17 protein-coding genes are annotated in these 19,337 nt (G+C 62.8%); 7 read left to right on the top strand and 10 right to left on the bottom strand.

The window, feature by feature from the left end; translation table 11 throughout:
- Positions 1-115 precede the first annotated feature (115 nt).
- Complete coding sequence (locus ACOX7T_RS06610; RefSeq protein ID WP_433441078.1) at positions 116-1,063, top strand: hypothetical protein; 948 nt, start codon at positions 116-118, stop codon at positions 1,061-1,063.
- Positions 1,064-1,129: 66 nt separating this feature from the next.
- Here ACOX7T_RS06610 and ACOX7T_RS06605 read toward each other — a convergent pair whose 3' ends face one another.
- The 4 genes from ACOX7T_RS06605 to ACOX7T_RS06590 form a co-directional block, all read right to left on the bottom strand.
- Positions 1,130-2,434 (bottom strand): FAD-binding protein, encoded by a 1,305-nt coding sequence (locus ACOX7T_RS06605; protein WP_433441075.1) that lies wholly within the window; start codon positions 2,432-2,434, stop codon positions 1,130-1,132.
- Between the two features lie 69 nt (positions 2,435-2,503).
- Positions 2,504-3,508, bottom strand: a complete 1,005-nt coding sequence (locus ACOX7T_RS06600) for an FMN-binding protein (protein ID WP_433441073.1) — start codon at positions 3,506-3,508, stop codon at positions 2,504-2,506.
- A 70-nt stretch (positions 3,509-3,578) separates the two neighbouring features.
- The gene (locus tag ACOX7T_RS06595; protein WP_433441071.1) at positions 3,579-4,016 is read right to left on the bottom strand and encodes a MarR family winged helix-turn-helix transcriptional regulator; all 438 of its coding nucleotides are present in this window, start codon (positions 4,014-4,016) and stop codon (positions 3,579-3,581) included.
- A gap of 99 nt (positions 4,017-4,115) precedes the next feature.
- Complete coding sequence (locus ACOX7T_RS06590) at positions 4,116-5,156, bottom strand: sensor histidine kinase (protein ID WP_433441069.1); 1,041 nt, start codon at positions 5,154-5,156, stop codon at positions 4,116-4,118.
- A gap of 442 nt (positions 5,157-5,598) precedes the next feature.
- Between ACOX7T_RS06590 and gap the strand changes: the two genes are divergently transcribed.
- Positions 5,599-6,609 carry a type I glyceraldehyde-3-phosphate dehydrogenase gene (gap, locus tag ACOX7T_RS06585; RefSeq protein WP_433441067.1) on the top strand — a complete coding sequence of 337 codons (1,011 nt, stop codon included), beginning with the start codon at positions 5,599-5,601 and terminating at the stop codon, positions 6,607-6,609.
- 95 nt (positions 6,610-6,704) lie between these two features.
- Here the strand turns inward: gap and ACOX7T_RS06580 are convergent, their stop codons facing one another.
- Entirely contained in the window at positions 6,705-8,045 is a 1,341-nt protein-coding gene (locus ACOX7T_RS06580; RefSeq protein WP_433441065.1) for an MATE family efflux transporter, read from the bottom strand.
- Positions 8,046-8,243: 198 nt separating this feature from the next.
- Positions 8,244-8,804: a manganese efflux pump MntP gene (locus ACOX7T_RS06575; protein ID WP_006572900.1), complete on the bottom strand. Its 561-nt coding sequence runs from the start codon at positions 8,802-8,804 to the stop codon at positions 8,244-8,246.
- 346 nt (positions 8,805-9,150) lie between these two features.
- On the opposite strand from ACOX7T_RS06575, the gene ACOX7T_RS06570 reads away from it, so the two are divergent.
- The 4 genes from ACOX7T_RS06570 to ACOX7T_RS06555 all read left to right on the top strand — a co-directional run bounded on the left by ACOX7T_RS06570 (position 9,151) and on the right by ACOX7T_RS06555 (position 13,080).
- A complete protein-coding gene (locus ACOX7T_RS06570) occupies positions 9,151-10,050 on the top strand; it encodes an RluA family pseudouridine synthase (protein WP_433441063.1) in 900 nt (299 codons plus the stop codon).
- 125 nt (positions 10,051-10,175) lie between these two features.
- The gene (locus tag ACOX7T_RS06565; protein ID WP_433441061.1) at positions 10,176-10,763 is read left to right on the top strand and encodes an inorganic diphosphatase; all 588 of its coding nucleotides are present in this window, start codon (positions 10,176-10,178) and stop codon (positions 10,761-10,763) included.
- A 102-nt stretch (positions 10,764-10,865) separates the two neighbouring features.
- Positions 10,866-12,023 (top strand): UDP-galactopyranose mutase, encoded by a 1,158-nt coding sequence (gene glf / locus ACOX7T_RS06560; RefSeq protein WP_433441059.1) that lies wholly within the window; start codon positions 10,866-10,868, stop codon positions 12,021-12,023.
- A 28-nt stretch (positions 12,024-12,051) separates the two neighbouring features.
- Positions 12,052-13,080: a glycosyltransferase family 2 protein gene (locus ACOX7T_RS06555; protein ID WP_433441057.1), complete on the top strand. Its 1,029-nt coding sequence runs from the start codon at positions 12,052-12,054 to the stop codon at positions 13,078-13,080.
- Between the two features lie 52 nt (positions 13,081-13,132).
- Here the strand turns inward: ACOX7T_RS06555 and ACOX7T_RS06550 are convergent, their stop codons facing one another.
- The 3 genes from ACOX7T_RS06550 to ACOX7T_RS06540 all read right to left on the bottom strand — a co-directional run bounded on the left by ACOX7T_RS06550 (position 13,133) and on the right by ACOX7T_RS06540 (position 15,764).
- Entirely contained in the window at positions 13,133-14,584 is a 1,452-nt protein-coding gene (locus tag ACOX7T_RS06550; protein WP_433441055.1) for a nicotinate phosphoribosyltransferase, read from the bottom strand.
- Positions 14,585-14,613: 29 nt separating this feature from the next.
- Positions 14,614-15,144 carry a cysteine hydrolase family protein gene (locus ACOX7T_RS06545; RefSeq protein ID WP_433441053.1) on the bottom strand — a complete coding sequence of 177 codons (531 nt, stop codon included), beginning with the start codon at positions 15,142-15,144 and terminating at the stop codon, positions 14,614-14,616.
- A gap of 110 nt (positions 15,145-15,254) precedes the next feature.
- Complete coding sequence (locus tag ACOX7T_RS06540; RefSeq protein ID WP_433441051.1) at positions 15,255-15,764, bottom strand: N-acetyltransferase family protein; 510 nt, start codon at positions 15,762-15,764, stop codon at positions 15,255-15,257.
- A gap of 172 nt (positions 15,765-15,936) precedes the next feature.
- Here ACOX7T_RS06540 and ACOX7T_RS06535 point away from each other — a divergent pair, with 172 nt between their 5' ends.
- Positions 15,937-17,046 (top strand): hypothetical protein, encoded by a 1,110-nt coding sequence (locus ACOX7T_RS06535; RefSeq protein WP_433441049.1) that lies wholly within the window; start codon positions 15,937-15,939, stop codon positions 17,044-17,046.
- Positions 17,047-17,101: 55 nt separating this feature from the next.
- Here ACOX7T_RS06535 and ACOX7T_RS06530 read toward each other — a convergent pair whose 3' ends face one another.
- On the bottom strand, positions 17,102-19,174 hold the full coding sequence (locus ACOX7T_RS06530) for an elongation factor G (protein WP_433441046.1): 2,073 nt from the start codon (positions 19,172-19,174) through the stop codon (positions 17,102-17,104).
- Positions 19,175-19,337: the final 163 nt, after the last annotated feature.

The following is a 19,337-nucleotide window of genomic DNA, read 5'->3' as shown; positions in this document are numbered from 1 at the left end:
GCGCGGCCCGGAAGAATCCGGGCCCCTCAATCAGGAAGTCCAGGGGAAAGCTTGCGCGGAGACGGGCCAGCGGGTAGAATAAAGGGGAGAAAACCGGCGAAAGGAGAGACGGAATATGGCGCGTACACTGGAAGAACTGAACCGCACCCTGGCGGAGCTGGGGGAGAGGCAGGAGAAGCGGCGGCGACTGCTGGCCCAGTGGTCCGTCCTGCAGGAAGAGGCGGACAAGCGTTCCGCCCGGGCGGAGGAGCTGAAGCAGCTCCTGGCCAAGGAGCGGCGGGACGTGGAGGAGCTGGAGGGCATAAGCCTGAAGGGGCTGTGGCTGCGCATCACCGGCGACCGGGAGGTCCGCCTCTCCAAGGAGGAGGCGGAGGCTCTGGCGGCCCAGGCCAAGTATGAGCAGGCCCTCCGGGACGTGGAGGACGCCCAAAACCGGCTGGCCGAAATGGGTCAGGAGCTGGATAAGGTACCCGACTGCACCGCGGAGCGGGAGGCGGCCCTGGAGGAGAAGCGGGCCCTGCTGCGTGAGGCAGGCGGCGCGGCGGGGGAGCGGATCGCCGCCCTGGAGGAGGAGATCGCTGCCCGGCAGAGCCGGAAAAAGGAGCTGGGCGAGGCCATTGCCGCCGGGCGGGAGGTGCTCTCCTGTCTGGATGCGGCGGACGGCAGCCTGGGTGAGGCCGAGGACCTGGGCACCTGGGACATGCTGGGCGGAGGCACGTTCACCACCATGATGAAGCACAACACCCTGGACGAGGCCCGGGACTATGTGGACCAGGCCCAGCGGGCTCTGTCCCGGTTCCGTACCGAGCTGGCCGACGTGGACCTGATCTCCCAGGCCCAGGTATCCATCGGGGACTTCGCCACCTTTGCCGACTACTTCTTTGACGGCTTCTTTGCCGATATGGCGGTACAGGAGCAGATTGAGCAGTCCCGGGAGAGCGTCATCCGGGCGGTGGATGAGGTGGAGCGGGTACTGGACCTGCTGGAGGATATGGACTGTCAGGAGGACGTGGGCATTGCCCGGGCTCTGGACCAGCTGATGCAGGTGACCGAGGCGGGATAAATCCAAATAAAACGGCGCGGCCCGGAGCAATCCGGGCCGCGCTGTTGTTTGTCTGTGAAGAGGGCCTCAGCCTGCTGCCAGAGCGGCGGCCTGCTCGCCAGCGATGTAGCCGCTGCCGAAGACCCACATGCCGGCGTCGCCGCCAATGGGGTACTCGGCACCGGTGGCCATGATGTTGCCGAAGCCGTCGTTGCCCGCCACGAAGAGGTTTTCGATGGCGGTGCCGTCCTCACGGACAGCCTGCATGTTCTCGTTGACCTCCACGCCGCCGCAGGAGCTGATAGCCAGACCGCAGCACTTCATAATGTAGTAGTACTCGCTGCCATCGGCGTTGGCGTCGGAGGTGCTGGTGCCGTAAGCGGCGGCCAGGGTGCCGTCCTCAAAGCCCAGCAGGGCGTCGCCCTCAGAGAGGGAGGACACCTTCCAGGCAAAGCCCTGGCTCACGGCCTGCTCCATCACCTGGTCCACCCAGTCGCCCAGGGCCATGCCGGTGGGGATGCCCAGACCCACGTTCTGGAAGCCCATGGCGTTGCTGGTCAGGCCGCTCTCGGCGTAGGCCTGGAGCTGGTCGGCGGAGTAGACCACGTAGTAGGAGGAGCCGATGGAGTAGGTACCCATGGCGCCGGAGAAGCCGCCCATGGGGTTGTAGGCGTCATAGTCCTCGGGGCGGAAGGAGGTGCCGTCGTTCTCCACGAACACGCCGTCGGGGTTGCAGGCCAGGATGACGGTCAGGTCGTTGGGGGACCACTGGGTGCCGTCGTCGGTGGTCTGGACCTCAAAGGCGGTGATGAACTGCTCGCCCATGCGCTGGTGGCTCATGGGGTAGGCGTCCAGATTGTAGGGGGCTGCGCCGGCGTCCATGGCCATGACGATGCCGTCGCCGTCGTTGCCCTGCCAGCCGTAGTAGAGCCAGTCGTCGCCGCCGCCGGCCCACTCGTCCATCAGCTCGTCGTTGCCGCCGTAGCCGCCGGTGGCCAGCACAACCGCCTTGGCGGCGACATGGTAGGTGGTGCCGTCGTCGCCCTGGGCATCCACACCGGTGATATTGCCGTTGTCGTCGTAGGTCAGATTGGTGACGGTGGTGGACAGGAGCGCCTGGCCGCCGTTGGCAATGTAGTTGTCGTACACGGTGTCAAAGTACTTCTCAGCCTGGTAGTAGGACACGCTGGTACCCTCGCCGTCGGTGCCGAAGGTGTACACGCTGTCAGCGGTGAGCAGGTCGGGGTCCTCGGGGGTGGTGGGCAGAGCCATGGGGCCGCCCTCGGTCATACCCTCCATGCCGCCCTCCAGCATGAGGCCCATCATGGACTTGGTGAAGGCCATGCCGTACTCCATGATCTTCTGCAGACCCAGACCGGAGGCGGGAACCACAGCCTTATAGGCCTCGGCGTTGACAGGGGTGTACTCGTCGGCGTGGGAGGAGACATAGTCCGGGTCGTTTCACTGGGAGTCCTCCTCGCCGTGGCGGTGGTTGGCGATGGTGGCCTCATAGGTGTCCAGGATGGCCTGGGCCTGCTCCTCAGTGGTGTCTGGGCTGTAGGCCTTGGGACCGCCGGTCATCATGGACTGACCGCCCCAGCGGAAGGTCTTCTCGATGTTGAGTACGGAGGCGCCGCTGTCCAGGGCGGCCAGAGAGGCTACGGTACCGGCGGCGCCGGCGCCCACCACCACCACGTCACAGCTCAGCTCCACCACCTCGTCGGTCTTGGAGGAGGGGGTCATGAACATGGCGTTGATGGCGGTGTTGATCTCGTTCTCGGAGTAGCCGGAAGCGGCGAAGGCCTGCTCCAGGGCGGAGCGGATGGCGTTCTTGATGCCGTTGGAGGAGCCGGTGGCGCCGGTGACGGCGTCCACGCCGATGCTCTGCAGCTCCAGAATCTCAGGCTCCAGCTCCTCAAAGGCGCCGGTGCACAGGTAGCGGTTCTCGTAGGAGTCCTGGTCGTCCACAAAATTGTCCTGGAGGGACAGGGAGACGATGCTGCTCTCGTCCACCGTCACGTCCACGGTGACGAAGTCGATGCAGGAGAAGCCGTGGGACTGGCCGGTGTAGGTGCCGGGGGTCATCTTGTACTCGGCGGTGTCCAGCAGCCCGGCCTGGCGCATGGCGTCCTGAAGGGCGGCGATGACGCCGTTGGAGGTGCCGGTGGCGCCGGAGACCGTGTCCACCTGGCCCTGATTTTCCACAATGGCGGTCTGGAAGTGGTCAATCTGGGCGCCGCCGATGTCGGGGGTCTCGTCGGGGGCGTCGATGGTGCAGGCGGTGATCACGCCGTCGGTTACCTCGATGGTGACGCTGATGTCCCCGCCGTAGCCCCGGGCGGTGCCGGTGTAGGACGCCGCCTGGCTCTGGGAGCCGGTGGGGCTGGTCTCAGGCTCCTGCTGGGAGCAGGAGGCCAGGGAGAACAGCAGCGCCAGCGCGAGGAACAGGGAAAAGGCTCTTTTCATAACAAATTCCTCCTCATGTGTGCCGTGGCAAATATGTAATATGCTATATATTAGAGGAAAAGAAGAAGGGCTATTCGCCCAACTCCTTCTGCAGGTTTTCACGCACCCGCTTCAGCAGCCGGATCAGCTCCGTCCGCTCCTCCGGGGTGAATCCGCGGGTGAGCAGCTCTTCGCTGTCCTCAATGGCGTCCAGAGATTCACCCTTGGCGTCCGCCGGGGGAAGGGGATAGAGATTCCTGGCCCGCCTGTCGTCCGGGTCGGGCACGCTGATCAGCAGACCCTTCTCCACCAGACGGCTCACCAGCCCCACCACCGTGGGGTGGGACACCCCCAGAAAGGCCTCCACATCCCGCAGGGTGATCCGTGCGCCGCCCTGGGACATGACAAAGCGGAGCACCTCAGCCTGGGCGGGTGTGATCCCCTCGGAGCGAAAACGCTGATAGAGCACCTTGCCGTGGTCATCGTAAATCAGCTTAATCAGGAACCCTACATCGTTTTCTCTGCCCATGAAACCCTCCGAATCAAATATATAGCATGTTACCTTTTTGAATTGTACGGCATACATGCGGGATTGTCAAGTATTTGACGTATAATAACAAGAAAGAAATTACTCCAGCATATCCGGCAGGAAGGCCTGCCAGGGCAGCACACCGGACAGCTCTATCAGCACAGGCGAGAAGCCGCCGGCAGTGTCGGCTATCTGCCGGGGTGTACGGAGAACGGGAGGCTGCTCCGGACGGCTGACAGGGAGCGAGACCGTGACCCGCAGGCCTTCGCCCGGCCGGCTCTCCAGCATCAGCGCGCCGCCGTGGAGGGCGGCGATCTGCCGTGCAATGGGCAGACCGGCTCCGGCGCCGCCGGCCTTTGCATCCGTCCCGATGTCCAGCCCGGCGCCGCTGTCCCACACGGTGAGAATGGCCCGGCCGCCTGCCTCTGTCAGCCGCAGCCCAGCCCGGCCGCCGCTGCCGGCTGCCTTCAGGGCGTTGGAGATGAGGCACAGCAGCATCTGCCGGATGAGTCCGCTGTCCCCGGTGGTGAGGAGAGAGCCGCACTGGTCGTCAAAGCGGAGGGACACGCCTGCCGTCTCTGCCAGGCCGGACACCTCCCGGCACAGCTCCCGGCACAGACCGGCCAGGTCCAGGGGGCCGGGGGAGAAGGTCAGCCGTCCCTCCGCCAGGGCACCTGCGGTCTCGGCGTTGTTCATCAGACGCATCATACGGTAAAAGCTCTGGCTCATAATGGCCAGGTACTGCTGATATTTGGGGCCCAGCTCCTGCAGGGCGGGGGTGATGAGCTGGGCGGCGGCAGTCAGATTGCCGATGTTCTGCCGCATCTGCTCCAGCAGGGCGGCAGTGCCGGGGAAGGGGGAACTGACCGGGTCCTCGGGCAGAAGCACCGCCAGGATGCCCTCCTCATACTGAGAAAGGGAGAGCCGCCAGGTCTGCCCGGCGGCGGTACAGGTGCCGGAGACAGTTCCTTCCGCGCCCAGGAGTCCGGCCAGAAATTCCGGCGCTTCACCGCCCGCGGGGGACAGCTTCAGCTGCTGGATGGCCGCGCCGTTGCAGGCTATGATTCTGCCGTCCCGGATGACCAGGGCGGGAAAGGGAGCGTGCTCCAGCGAGAAGAGAGAGGACGGGACTTGGTCCATAGGCCGCACTCACCTCCATCAAATCATTTTCTTATGATGTTGATATAGCTTATGCAGTTCAGGCGGGAACTGCGTTTTTTCCAGTATACCAAAATCTGGCCTGACCAACAAGGGAAAAAGTCGAAAACTGTCGAAAGGAAGGAGCAAAGGCGTAAGCTGATGTTTTTACGCATCCAGACAGGTTGAAGCGGGAGAAAAACCGGAATGACACACCTTTGGAGCGGATAAAGTGGAGGAAAACAACGGGAACGCCACACCAAAGGAGGGCGGGGGGATGCTTATGCCCGACTTAAGTGCCTGTCAAACCACACTTGCGATAACTTGAATAAAAAAAGCAAATTTTTTGGGAAATTTCAAAAAAACTCTTTAAAAACGCAACAAGATAGGCTATAATAGGGGGCGCACGAGGATACCTCGAAGATTTTAAAAGGAGAGAATTGAAATGAGCATTAAAGTCGGCATCAATGGCTTTGGCCGTATCGGCCGTATGGTCTTCCGCGCTAGTCTGAATCATCCCGAGATCGAGATCGTGGGCATCAACGATCTGTGCCCCGCCGACTACCTGGCTTACATGCTGAAGTACGACACCATGCACGGCCAGTTCGCCGGTGAGGTGAGCAGCAACGAGACCGGCATCGTGGTCAACGGCAAGTGCATCCCCGTCTTCGCCGAGCGCGACCCCGCCAACATTCCCTGGGGCAAGCTGGAGGCCGAGTACGTTGTTGAGTCCACCGGTCTGTTCCTGACCCAGGAGAAGGCAGAGGCTCACCTGAAGGCCGGCGCCAAGAAGGTTGTCATGTCCGCCCCCTCCAAGGACAGCACTCCCATGTTCGTCTGCGGCGTGAACCTGGACAAGTACACCCCCGACATGAAGTTCGTGTCCAACGCTTCCTGCACCACCAACTGCCTGGCCCCCATCGCCAAGGTCCTGAACGACAACTGGGGCATCACCGATGGCCTGATGACCACCGTTCACTCCACCACCGCCACCCAGAAGACCGTTGACGGCGTGTCCATGAAGGATTGGCGCGGCGGCCGTGCTGCTGCCGGCAACATCATCCCCTCCTCCACCGGCGCCGCCAAGGCCGTGGGCAAGGTCATTCCCGAGCTGAACGGCAAGCTGACCGGTATGTCCATGCGTGTTCCCACCCTGGACGTGTCCGTCGTCGACCTGACCGTCAACCTGGCCAAGCCCGCCAAGTACGAGGAGATCTGCGCCGCCATGAAGGCCGCCTCCGAGGGCGAGCTGAAGGGCGTTCTGGGCTACACCGATGAGGACGTGGTTTCCGCCGACTTCCTGGGCGACACCCGCACCTCCATCTTCGACGCCAAGGCCGGTATCGCTCTGACCGACACCTTCGTGAAGGTCGTGTCCTGGTACGACAACGAGATCGGCTACTCCAACAAGGTGCTGGAGCTGATCAAGCACATGTACTCCGTCGACCACAAGTAAGCTGGTCTTTCCGGAAATACGAAACCGCCCCGCCCGGCATTGCCGGGCGGGGCGGTTTTTTCTTTTATCACGGGCGGAAAAAACTGAAAGGCAGCTCAGAGGGCCAGGGACTCCTCGCCGGGGAGAGCCACGCCGGCCAGAGCCCGGCGGCCCAGCCGGACGCTGAGGAACAGCGTCACCAGCTCCACTGCCGGGAAGGCCAGCCAGATGCCGGTCATGCCGAAGAGGAAGGCGAAGAGACAGGCGGCGGGGACAATGCCCAGGCAGCCACGGAAGAAGGATACACGGAAGGAGGCGCTGGCCTGTTCCGTGGCGCCCAGCAGGGCGGCGGCCACAAAGTTGAAGCCCACAAACAGGAAGCCGATAAAGTAGAGCCTCAGTCCCGGCTCTGCGATGGCCTGGAGGGCGGCGTTGCCCTCGCTGTTGAAGAGGGACACCAGCTGCGAAGGGAAGAGAAGCGCGGCGGCCAGGGCCAGCAGGCCCAGGGCGGAGGCCAGCAGCAGCGCCTTATGGTACACCCGCCGCACCACATCCAAGTCCTGCATGCCGTAGGCGTGGCTGAGCAGGGGCTGGCTGCCCTGGGCGATGCCGGTAAAGACGGACAGCACCACCAGAGCCAGGTTGGCCACCACGCCGTAGGCAGCCACGCCGATGGTACCGGCGGCGTGCATCACCAGCAGATTGAAGACCACCAGGGTGATACCGGAGGAGAACTCGTTGATAAAGGCGGCGATACCCAGCCCGGCCACAGCGGCCATCTTCCGCAGGGACAGCCCCGTGGGCACGGCCTTGAAGCGGCTGCGCCCGGAGAAGATGTGGATGGAGGAGATGGCAATGCCGATGATGGGGGCGGTACCGGTGGCCAGGGCGGCGCCGAAGATGCCCATATTCAGGGGGTAGAGGAACAGGTAGTCCAGCACGATGTTGGACAGGCTGCCCACCAGCATGGCCGTCATGGCCAGCTTGGGGCTGCCGTCGTTGCGGACAAAGGCCACCAGGATGTGGTTGAGGATGAAGAAGGGGGCAAAGAGGAAGACGGTGCGCAGGTACACCGCGCACATGGGGAGGATACGCTCCTCTGCGCCCAGCAGCCCGGCCAGGGGCCGGGAGAACAGCAGGCCGAACGCGACCAGCACCACACCGGCCACAATTCCGGCGACCAGTGACAGGGTGAAGGAGGCGTTGGCCTCATGGTCATCCTCCCGGGCCTTGCAGATGGCGTACCGGGTGGCGCCGCCGATACCCAGCATCATGCCCAGGCCATTGATAAAGCCGAACACCGAGATGGCCAGGTTTAAGGCCGCCAGGCCGTCCGACCCCAGACGGCTGGATACAAAAAAGGTGTCCGCCAGGATATAGCCCGACATGCCCAGCATGCCCAGAATATTCAGGGACATGTACCGGGCAAAGGTACGGTTCAGATTCTGTTCGTCCATTGGTTGATCCCTCTCTCTGAAAAAATGGGGCGGCCGGACCCCGCAGAGCAAAAAAGTGCCTGGATATATTCCTTCTAAGACCTACGGAATATATACAGGCACAAACTGCATTTACCCGGTGGTAAATGCCGGCACAGGTAATAAAAATGTCGTAAGAGAGGATACCACAGGGCGGGGAGCATGTCAACCCCCTGCTCCTTACCCCAGGATGCCAAGATGCTCCAGCAGGATCTTTGCGCCGATGAGAATGAGCACGCAGCCGCCGAAGAGCTCCGCGCCGGAGCGGTACTTTGCGCCGAACACGCTGCCGATCTTGACGCCCGCCGCCGAGAACAGGAAGGTGATCACACCGATAAAGGCCACGGCGGGGCCGATGTCCACCCGCAGGAAGGCAAAGGTGACGCCCACGGCCAGGGCGTCGATGCTGGTGGCCAGGGCCAGAGGGAGCATGGCGGCAGGGGAGAAGGAGCCGTCCTGGTGCTCCTCCTCGCTGCGGGACTCCTTGACCATATTGCCGCCGATAAAGACCAGCAGCACAAAGGCGATCCAGTGGTCAATGTTGGTGATGAGGGCCTCAAACTGGGAGCCCAGCAGCCAGCCCAGGAAGGGCATCAGGGCCTGAAAGCCGCCGAACCACAGCCCGGCGGTGAGCATGTGGACCGGGCGTACCCTACCCACCGACAGACCCTTGCAGATGGAGACGGCGAAGGCGTCCATGGACAGCCCCACGGCCAGAATGAACAGTTCCAGAAGACCCATAGTAAAAAACCTCCGGTTGGGGGGATTTGGCCCGGCACGGCGGCCGGAAGGGGCGTCAGCGGCGTAATTTTCCAAAAACAGGCAAACAAAAAGAGACCTATCCGCCCCTTGGCAGATAAGTCTCGTCATTTCAGGCTGAACCAGAGGCCCGAGGCCTCAGTATGTTGGCTCCGCCGCGCATGCCGCGCCGACTACTCCCTTATGTTCGTCCATTCTAACATTTTCCGGCCCTGCCTGTCAAGAAAAAACGGGAGGATTTCCACCCCAGTCCGGGGTAGCCATCGGGGCAGCACTGTGATAAAATGTTGCATGCTCGACTGAAATACCACAGGCCGGAGGGAGAACCATGGGAAAAAGCACGGCGGGGGAGCGGCGCTACCCTGTGACGGAGAAAGGCTATCTGCTGGAGTTCCTGCTGGAGCAGGTGAAGGGGAAGTCCCGCAACGCGGTGAAGCACCTGCTGTCCGGGCGGCAGGTGGCGGTGGACGGGAAGATCGTCACCCGCTTTGACTGGCCTCTGGAGCCGGGGGAGGTTGTGACCATCCTGCCCCAGGGCAGGGAGGAGCAGGCCAAGACTCCCTTCCCCATCCTGTACCAGGACAGGGACCTTATCGCCATCGACAAGCCCGCCGGGCTGCTCACCGTGGGACACGAGGGGGAGCGGCAGCGCACCGCCTATCGGATGCTGGCCAACACCCTGCGGGACGGCAGCCGGGAGAAGAAGCTCTTTGTGGTCCACCGGCTGGACCGGGATACCTCGGGCGCGGTGCTCTTTGCCCGGAACGAGGAGATGAAGCGCGCCCTCCAGGAGGACTGGGACAGCCTGGTGAAGGAGCGGATCTACCTGGCAGTGACGGTGGGTGCGCCCGAGCGGGAGGAGGGCGTGGTCCGCTCCTGGCTGCGGGAGACCTCCACCCGGGTGGTCTACTCCGGCGGGCCGGGCAGCGGCGCCAAGGAGGCCATCACCCACTACAAGGTGCTCTCCCGGTCGGGGGAGTACGCCCTGGTGCGGGTGGCTCTGGACACGGGCCGGAAGAACCAGATCCGGGTCCACATGGCCGACCTGGGCTACCCCGTGGCAGGGGACAGGAAGTACGGCGACGGCTCCGGCCCCATGGACCGGCTGGCCCTCCACGCCGTCCGCCTCACCCTCACCGACCCACGCACGGGAGCCCCTCTTACCGTGACCGCGCCGGTGCCCAAACCCTTCCTGCGCCTGTTCCCCGGCGCGGAAAAAGGGGTATAACGGGCAAAAAGATAGGGGAACCGCGTTGTAAAGCGTGAAACAATCAGATATAATAAAAAAGATACAGACCCGTGCGCCAAATCCGGCGTGTGGAAAACGTTTTGAATAAAGAAGGAGCCTGCTGCATGTCAAATATCTGGCACGATATTAACCCCAAGCGCATTACCCCCGAGGATTTTGTGGCCGTCATTGAGATCCCCCAGGGCAGCAAGAAGAAGTACGAGCTGGACAAGGAGACCGGCCTCATCATCCTGGACCGGGTGCTCCACACCTCCACCCACTACCCCGCCAACTACGGCTTTATCCCCCGGACCTACGGCGATGACGGCGACCCCCTGGACGTGCTGGTCCTCTGCTCCGAGTCCATGGACCCCCTGACCCTGGTGCGGGTGTACCCCATCGGCTATATCTCCATGCTGGACGACGGCAAGAACGACGAGAAGATCATCGCCATCCCCTTCACCGACCCGGCCTACAACGGCTACCGGGACATCAGCGCCCTGCCCGCCCACGTCTTTGACGAGATGGCTCACTTCTTCACCGTGTACAAGCAGCTGGAGGGCAAGGACACCGTAGCCGGCGATGTAAATGGCCGTGAGGCCGCCATCAAGGTCATTCAGCGGGCCATTGACCACTACAACGACACCTTCCTGGGCAGCACCAGCGGGCCCACCAACGGGCGCTTTGACCGGTTCGGCGGCTCCGACCGCTGAAATATTGCGACGATTTAAGGCTTTCTTAATACTTTTTCCGTTCATTTTATCTGCGAAATCTGATAAGATGAAGGAAAGATTATGCTGTGAGGTGTTCATTCCATGAGTCAGAAGTACGACTGCCTGGTCATCGGCGCCGGTTTTGCCGGGGCGGTGACCGCCCGGGAGCTGGCCGAGCGGGGCGGAAAGCGTGTGCTGGTGCTGGAGCGGCGCAGCCATGTGGGCGGCAACGCCTACGACCGCCTGGACGACGCCGGCGTGCTCATCCACCAGTACGGCCCCCACATCTTCCACACCAACAGCCAGCGGGCCTATGACTACCTCTCCCGCTTCACCGCCTGGCGGGACTATCAGCACCGGGTGGTGGCCAATGTCCACGGCGCCATGATGCCCGTGCCCTTCAACCTGACCTCCCTGGAGCTGGCCTATGGCCCTGAGAAGGCCGCCCGGCTGGAGAAGAAGCTGGTGGAGACCTACGGCGCAGAGAAAAAGGTCACCATCCTGGAGCTGCGTAAGAGCGAGGACCCGGAGATCAAGGCTCTGGCGGATTATGTGTATGAGAATGTGTTTGTCCACTATACCATGAAGCAGTGGGGACAGAAGCCCGAGGAGATTGACCCCAACACCACCGCACGGGTGCCCGTGTTCCTCTCCCGGGACGACCGGTATTTCCAGGACACCTGGCAGGGCATCCCCGCCGACGGCTATACCCCGGTCTTTGAGCACATGCTGGACCACCCCAACATCACCGTGGAGCTGGGGGTGGACGCCGCCGACCGCCTGAAGCTGGACGCCGCCGGCCTCTCCCTGGATGGGGAGCCCTTTACGGGCACGGTGGTGTACACCGGCGCGGTGGACGAGCTGTTCGGTTGCTGCTTCGGCCGCCTGCCCTACCGTACCCTGGACTTCAAGTTCGAGACCCACCCGGTGGAGTGGTTCCAGCCCCGGGGCACGGTGAACTACACCGTCAGCGAGGACTACACCCGCATCACCGAGTTCAAGTACTTCTCCGGCCAGGACCTGCCCGACCGCACCACCATCGTCAAGGAGTACTCCCGCTCTTACACCGGCGCGGAGGGCGAGACCCCCTATTACGCCATCATCAACGACGAGAACAACGCCCTGTACGCCAAGTACCGGGCTCTGGCCGACGCCCTGCCCGGCTTCCACCTGCTGGGCCGGCTGGCGGAGTACAAGTACTACAATATGGACGCCATTGTGGTCCGGGCCCTGGAGCTGGCGGACCGTCTGCTGGGCTGAGAGCCCGGCCAAGAGAAGGGTGAGAAAAATGGATAAGATTATTACCTTTGCCGTGCCGTGCTACAACTCGGCGGCCTACATGGACCACTGCATCCAGACCCTCCTGGAGGGGGGCGATGACATCGAGATCATCCTGGTGGACGACGGCTCCACCAAGGACGACACCCCCGCCATCTGCGACCGGTACGCCGACCAGTACCCCGACATTGTCAAGGTCATCCACCAGGAGAACGGCGGCCACGGCGAGGGCGTGAACCAGGGTATCCGCAACGCCTCCGGCATCTACTACAAGGTGGTGGACTCCGACGACTGGCTGGACGTGGACGCCCTCCACAAGGTGCTGGGCAAGCTGCGGGAGTTTGCCAAGATGGAGCGGCCGGTGGACATGGTCATCGCCAACTACGTCTATGAGCACGTGGAGGACAACACACAGAAGGTCATGGGCTACGCCAACGTGTTCCCCAAGAACAAGATCTTCACCTGGAATGACATCGGCCGGTTCCGCGCCTCTCAGTATCTGCTGATGCACTCGGTCATCTACCGCACCAAGCTGCTGCGCAAGTGCGGCCTGGAGCTGCCCAAGCACACCTTCTACGTGGACAACATCTTTGTCTACCAACCTCTGCCCTACGTCAAGACCATGTACTACATGGATCTGGACCTGTACCGCTACTTCATCGGCCGCGCCGACCAGAGCGTCAACGAGAAGGTGATGGTGGGCCGTGTAGACCAGCAGGTCCGGGTGACCCGCCTGATGATCGACGCCCACGACCTGCGCCGGGTGCTCACCGTCCAGCCCAAGCTGGGCCGGTACATGCGCAACTACCTGGCCATGATGATGACCATCTCCTCCATCTTCCTCATCATCGACGGCTCTCCCGCCGCCCTGGGCAAGAAGACCGAGCTGTGGGAGTACCTCCGGTCGGTGGACCATGGGCTCTACCACAAGCTCAAGTACCGTGCGGTGTCCTTTGTGGGCAACATCCCCGGCTATCAGGGCCGGAAGCTGTCCGTGGGCCTGTACCGCATGGCCCGGAAGATCTACAAGTTCAACTGACAGAAAACAAAACCGGCTGTTCCCAACGGGAACAGCCGGTTTTTGCTGTACTTTAGATGTGGCCAGCCTGCTTGAGCAGCTCGTGCTTGATGTCCCACAGCTTCTGGGACAGGTCCACATAGTAGTTGTGGGGATTCTCAAACCGCTTGACCTCGTCCCACTGGAGGTCGATCTGGGCGGCGCAGTAGGCCCGCATCTCGGTGATGGAGGGGGACTGGTACACCAGCTTGCCCCCCTGGAAGATGGGCACCAGCAGCTCCACGGCGGTGAAGTCGGTGACAGTCTTGCGCTTCCAGGTGGCCTCCGGGTCGAAGAGCTCCAGAGGCTTGCTGGGGTCGATGACCTCGTCGTGGACGCAGATCAGGTCGGCCATGGCCTTGCCGGTCTCGTTCTCAAAGATGCGGTACACCTTCTTGAAATGGGGGTTCGTAATCTTGGCCGCGTTTTCAGAGACCTTGATCTTGGGGATGATATTGCCCTGCTTATCCTCCACAGCGGCCAGCTTGTACACGCCGCCGAACACCGGCTCACTCTTGGAGGTGATGAGCCGCTCGCCCACGCCGAAGGAGTCGATCTGGGCACCCTGGAGGAGCAGATCCCGGATGATATACTCGTCCAGAGAGTTGGAGGCCACGATGGAGCACTCGGTGAGCCCGGCGGCGTCCAGCATCTTGCGGGCCTTCCGGGACAGGTAGGTCAGATCGCCGCTGTCCAGCCGGATGGCGCACTTGGTGATGCCCTGGGGCAGCAGCACCTCCTTGAAGGCCCGGATGGCGTTGGGCACACCCGATTTGAGCACGTTGTAGGTGTCCACCAGCAGGGTGGCCGAGTGGGGATAGAGCTCGCAGTAGGTCTTGAAGGCGGTGTACTCGTCGGGGAACATCTGGACCCAGGAGTGGGCCATGGTGCCGCCGGCGGGGGAGCCGTACATCTGGTCGGCCAGGGTGCAGGCGGTGCCCACGCAGCCGGCGATATAGGCCGCCCGGGCGCCCAGCACGGCGCCGTCGGTGCCCTGGGCCCGGCGGGAGCCGAACTCGCTCACCGGGCGGCCGTCGGCGGCCCGGACGATGCGGTTGGACTTGGTGGCAATGAGGGACTGGTGGTTGAGGGTGAGAAGCAGGTAAGTCTCAATATACTGGGCCTCAATGGCGGGGGCGCGGACCGTCATAAAGGGCTCACCGGGGAAGATGGGGGTGCCCTCGGGCACGGCCCAGATGTCGCCGGTGAACCGGAAGCCCTTCAGGTAGGAGAGAAAGTCCTCGCTGAAGGTGCCCTTGCTCCGCAGAAAGTCAATGTCCTCCTCGTCAAAGCGCAGGTTCTCAATATACTCGATGACCTGCTCCAGGCCGGCCGCGATGGCAAAGCCGCCCCCGTCGGGCACAGTGCGGAAGAACACGTCGAAGTAGCAAATCTGATCTGCCATGCCGGTCTGAAAGTAGCCGTTGGCCATGGTCAGCTCGTAGAAATCGCAGAGTAGGGTGTAATTCATGGGATTCTTTTTCATGTTTATCAGCCTTTCAGCATGCGGCGCATTTACGCCCGGTTGATCACCGTCACCTGGAGTCCTCCCAGCACATCCAGGCACTTCTCGTGGAGGGCGGGGTCAAAGGAGGCGGTGCAGGCGGCGTCCACTACGATCTCTGCATCGGGCAGGGCGGCCTTGGCGATGACCGCATTGGACAGCACGCAGATGTTGGACACCAGGCCCACCAGCTCGATCTGGCCGTAGTCCTGTCCCTTCAGCCACTCGCCCAGGGCCAGGGAGGGGAAGGTGGGCTTTTCAAAGCGGCGGTCATCCTCATGGGCGGCCTTGGCCGTCTCGCCGTACAGCGCCCAGCCCTCACTGCCGCGGATACAGTGGGCAGCGGGCAGCTTGCGGCCCTCCTGGGTGCTCAGATAGTCGGGGGTATGGGTATCAAAGGTGAAGACCACATCGTCACCGGCGGCGTGGTAGGCGGCAATCTTGGCCGCAATGGGGGCGTCCAGCAGCTCGGCGCCGGAGAAGCCCAGGGAACCGTCTACGAAATCCTTCTGATAGTCCACCACAATGAGCAGCTTTTTCATGGGGAGAAACCTCCTGAATCAAAATAGATGCCGGGCTGTATTTTCCCCATTATATGTGATTTTCACCAAAAAAGCAAGGACGGCCGGTGGGAAGTCCGGCGGGAAACGGCTCAGAGCACCTTCTCGAAGCAGGGGAAGCCGTCGGGGCGGCCCTCCCGGTCAAAGTGGACCGTGCCCACCTGGGTGAAGCCCTGGCTGCGAATCAGCGCCTGCATCCGGTCGTTGCGGGCGTAGGTGTCCAGATGAAAGACGGGCAGACCCAGACGGCGGGCCATGGCCTCGCCAAACTGGAAGAAGCTCCGGCCCACACCCCGGCGCTGGGCAGCCGGGTCCACCGCCAGCCGGTGGAGCACCATGGCCGGGCCGGGGACTGCCCAGGGCAGGGGGGCATACTCAGGGGCCTGCTCCTGGTTGAGGCACACCGCCCCCAGAATGGTCCCGTCCTCATCTACCGATACATACAGCTCACCACGGGCCTGGTCGGCGGCGTAGTGGGCGCGGGTGGGGTAGTCCTCTCCCCACTGGGGATTGCCCAGGGCCTGCATATGGGCCGCCGCCCGCTGTACCAGTGCCCAGACCGCGTCCACATCCTCCGGGCGGGCAAGACGAATTACCGTCATAGTTGGCTCACTCCTCTGCAATGCTTTTCCACAGTATAACCCGCCGGGGCGGGAAAGGGAAGAAAAACTTGACAACCCGCCGGGGACAGGATATGGTGAACTTGGAGATGAAACCGCAGAATGTGGACGGGCTGGCCGGACAGCCCGGGGAAATGGGAGAAAGGAGATGCCCATGGAACAACTGACAGCGCTGTTTCAAGCGGAAAAAGTCCGCACGGACCGGCGGAAAGCGGCCGCCCTGGCGGCGGTGCTGGCCGCGGTGATGCTCATCACCTCTGCCTGTACCCCCGGAGCACCGACGGACACATCCGACCCTGTTCAGAGCAACACCCCCCAGCCAACGGAGAGCGCCTCAGCGGAGCTGTCTCAGGACTGGTCCCAGGTGAACGGCAGGCTGTACAGGCGCGGCTGGCAGGTGGACTACCAGCTGGCCCTGCCGGAGGAGTACAGCGGCGGTATTGAGAAAGGGATCACCTCGGTGACGCTGGGCATGGAGGGCTGCTCCCTGGCCCTCCTGGAGGCGGATGAGGTGCCCAGCGAGGCGGCGGTCCTTGGCGGAAAGACGGTCCGGATTGAGAATCTGGACGCCAACGGAAAGCCCATTGAAGAGGGGGTGTCGGACGGGATTGTGTGCACCGGCTGGTACATCCCCCTGGATGGGGAGCGGCGTCTCCAGCTGCTGTGGCCCACGGAGGAGGCGGAGCTTGGGGAACAGGTGGCGGCCACCGTCACCTGGAGCAGCCTGGAGAACAACCCGGAGCCCGACCTGCCCCTGCCCACGGCGGAGCAGATGGGCCTCACCGGTGATGCGGCGGTTCTCTTTGACGCCCTTCAGGCCCGGTACGCCGACCCGGAGCAGATCCCCGTGCGCTCCCGTCTCAATGACGTGATGCTTCCCGCCATTACCATCTGGGACAGCTACGAGGAGGACGGGGATACGGTGCTGGTGTGCAGCGTGAACGAGCGGTTTTACTACACCGTCCAGCTGGATGGCAGCTGCGGTGGATGGGGCGGCGGAGGCGGTCCTACCGCCTTCCGGGGATGTTACGATGAGGATGGAACTTTCCAGGTGACAGAGATTATGTCGGCTATGGACGGCGAGGGCTACGCCTACTCCATCCGGCAGATGTGCGGCCCGCTGGAGGAGCTGGCGGAGTGGCTGATCAGCGGCGAAGGGGAGCAGCCGGAGCCCATCTGGGACGAGATGCCGGACCAGGACGAGATGATGCGCATCTATCTGGCTGATCTGGGCCGGATGGTGACGGCGGGCGCCTTCGACTAACAGCAAACGACAAAAAACGGTCCCGGAGCTATGCTCCGGGACCGTTTGATTTAACTTACTCCTCAGCCTGCATGGCCTTAGCAGCGGCGATGGCCTTCTCCTGGACGGCGGGAGGCGCGTCCTCATAGCGGACAAAGTGGAAGGTGAAGGAGCCGCGGCCCTGGGTCATGGACCGCAGGTCGATGGCGTAGCGGCTCATCTCGGCCATGGGCACCTCGGCCTCAACCACCTGGTTGCCGTCGTGGTCGGGATTCATACCCATCACGCGGCCGCGGCGCTTGTTCAGGTCGCCGATAACGTCGCCCATGTAGTTGTCGGGGATGGTGACCTTCAGCTCGCCGATGGGCTCCAGCAGAACGGGGCTGGCATCGGGCAGACCGGCCTTGTAGGCCAGCTGAGCGGCGGTCTTGAAGGCCATTTCGGAGGAGTCGACGGGGTGATAGGAGCCGTCGAACAGGGTGGCCTTCAGGTTGACCACCGGGTAGCCGGCCAGCACGCCGTGCTGCACAGCCTCGCGCAGGCCCTTCTCAACGGCGGGGAAGAAGTTCTTGGGCACCGCGCCGCCGAAGACCTCCTCGCAGAACTCCAGCTCCTCGCTCTCACCGGGCTCGAAGCGGATCTTGACGTCGCCGAACTGGCCGTGGCCACCGGACTGCTTCTTGTGGCGGCCCTGGACCTCGACCTTCTTGCGGATCTTCTCGCGGTAGGGCACGCGGGGCTCGGACAGGGTGGCGTCCACGCCGAAGCGGCTCTTCAGCCGGGAGAGCAGCACATCCATCTGCATATCACCGGTGCCGGAGATGACCATCTGGTGGGTCTCGGCGTTGTTGACCCAGGAGAAGGTGAGATCCTCCTCGTTCATACGGGTCAGACCGGAGGCGACCTTGTCCTCCTGGCCCTTGGTCTTGGGGGCGATGGCCACGGAATAGCAGGGCTCGGGGAAGGGAATGGCCTCCAGCTTGACCACCTTGCGGGCGTCGCAGAGGGTGTCGCCGGTCTTCAGCTTATCCATCTTGCCAATGGCGCCGATGTCGCCGCACTGGAGCTCCTTGACCTCGTCGGCCTTCTTGCCGGTCATCACATACAGGCGGCCCAGCTTCTCAGTGGCGCCGGTGCGGGCGTTGACCATGGGCATGTCGGGCTTGATGGAGCCGGAGAGCACCTTGACATAGGAGTACTTGCCGTACTGGTCAGAGGTGGTCTTGAACACAAAGGCGGTGGGCAGGGCGCCGGGGGAGGAGACGAACTCGTCCAGCTCGCCGTCGGCGTTCTCGGCCACAAGGGCCTTGCCCTCCAGGGGGTTGGGCAGCAGCTCCACGATGGTGTCCAGCAGCATGCGGGTGCCCAGGCCGGACAGGGCGCTGCCGCACAGCACGGGGAACAGTGACAGGTCCTTCACGCCCTGGCGCAGGCCCTGGATCATCTCGGCGTAGGTGAAGTCCTCGCCGGAGAAGTACTTGTCCATGAACTCCTCGCTGGTCTCAGCCACGGACTCCTTCAGAGCGTCGTACAGCTCGTCCAGCACGGCTTTCTTGTCCTCGGGCACCTCGATCTCCTGGCGGGAGCCCTTGACAAACTCAAAAGCGCGCTTGTGGAGCACGTCGATGATGCCGATGACCTTCTTGTCGGCGTCCCAGATGGGGGCCACCAGAGGTGCGATGTTCTTGCCGAAGCGCTCACGCAGGGTGGCGAAGGCGGCGTTGTAGTCGGAGTTATCCTCGTCGGTCTTGGAGATGTAGAGCAGGCGGGGCAGCTTGCGGCTCTCGCAGAGCTTCCAGGCCTTCTCAGCGCCCACGCTCATGCCGCCCTTGGCGGAGCAGACGATAATGGCGGCGTCGGCGGCCTGCATGGCCTCGATGACCTCGCCGGAGAAATCGAAATAGCCGGGCGTGTCCAGAATGTTGATCTTACAGCCGTCATATTCCACAGGGGCCACGGCCAGGGAGATGGAAATCTGGCGCTTGGTCTCCTCGGGATCATAGTCGCACACGGTATTGCCATCGGGGACCTTGCCCAGTCGGGCGGTACCGCCGGTCAGATACAGCATACTCTCTGCCAGGGAGGTCTTTCCGTTTCCGCCATGCCCCAGCAGGCAGATATTACGAATGTTTTGCGCGGAATAGCTCATACGTTGTTTCCACTCCTTACTTTTAGGGTCGCGCCAGGCCCGCCGGACCCCGGCTGGCCTGTGATATTGGTCATTATACACCAAAGAGGGCGGAATGACAACTTATATTTTTAGAAAAAATATAGAACGGCGCCGGGTGTGTCCTAGTTTCTGGAACGGAAAG

The sequence above is a fragment of the Pseudoflavonifractor sp. genome (assembly GCF_050943825.1).
Taxonomy (GTDB): Bacteria; Bacillota; Clostridia; order Oscillospirales; family Oscillospiraceae; genus Pseudoflavonifractor.
This window is presented reverse-complemented; position numbering and strand designations above follow the sequence as displayed.